Raw genomic sequence first — 720 nt, forward strand, 5'->3', positions numbered from 1 at the left:
GCGCTGGCGCATATCAACAGCCTGCCGCGCGCGCAGTGGAACAGCAATATTCAGGAACTGGCAAACCGCCTGCAAAGCGATCAGGTACTGGAAACCGCCAGCCGCCTGCGTGAAAGCGGTAAAGAGGCAGAAGCGGAAGCGATGCTGCGCCAGCAGCCGCCGTCCACGCGCATTGACCTCACCCTGGCCGACTGGGCACAGCAGCGACGTGATGACACCGCTGCCCGCGCGGCGTATCAGAATGTCCTGACGCGGGAGCCAGCTAACGTTGATGCCATTCTTGGCCTGACAGAAGTGGATATCGCCGCCGGCGACAAAGCGGCGGCACGCAGCCAGCTGGCGAAACTGCCCGCCACTGACAATACCTCACTGAATACACAGCGGCGCGTGGCGCTGGTACAGGCGCAGCTTGGCGATACCGCAGCGGCGCAGCAGACGTTTAACAAGCTGATCCCGCAGGCAAAATCTCAGCCGCCGTCGATGGAAAGTGCGATGGTACTGCGTGATGGTGCAAGGTTTGAAGCGCAGGCGGGCGAGCCAAAGCAGGCGCTGGAAACCTACAAAGACGCGATGGTCGCATCCGGTGTGACGCCGACGCGTCCGCAGGATAACGACACCTTTACCCGTCTGACCCGTAACGACGAGAAAGATGACTGGCTGAAGCGCGGCGTGCGCAGCGATGCGGCAGATCTCTATCGCCAGCAGGATCTTAACGTCACC

1 protein-coding gene is annotated in these 720 nt (G+C 61.7%); it reads left to right on the forward strand.

Annotated features, from left to right (window positions below):
* On the forward strand, positions 1-720 hold a 720-nt coding region (locus C3D30_RS20180), incomplete at both ends, for a tetratricopeptide repeat protein (protein ID WP_157945287.1).

The sequence above is a fragment of the Escherichia sp. MOD1-EC5433 genome (genome assembly GCF_002966005.1).
GTDB classification, from domain to species: Bacteria; Pseudomonadota; Gammaproteobacteria; order Enterobacterales; family Enterobacteriaceae; genus Escherichia; species Escherichia ruysiae.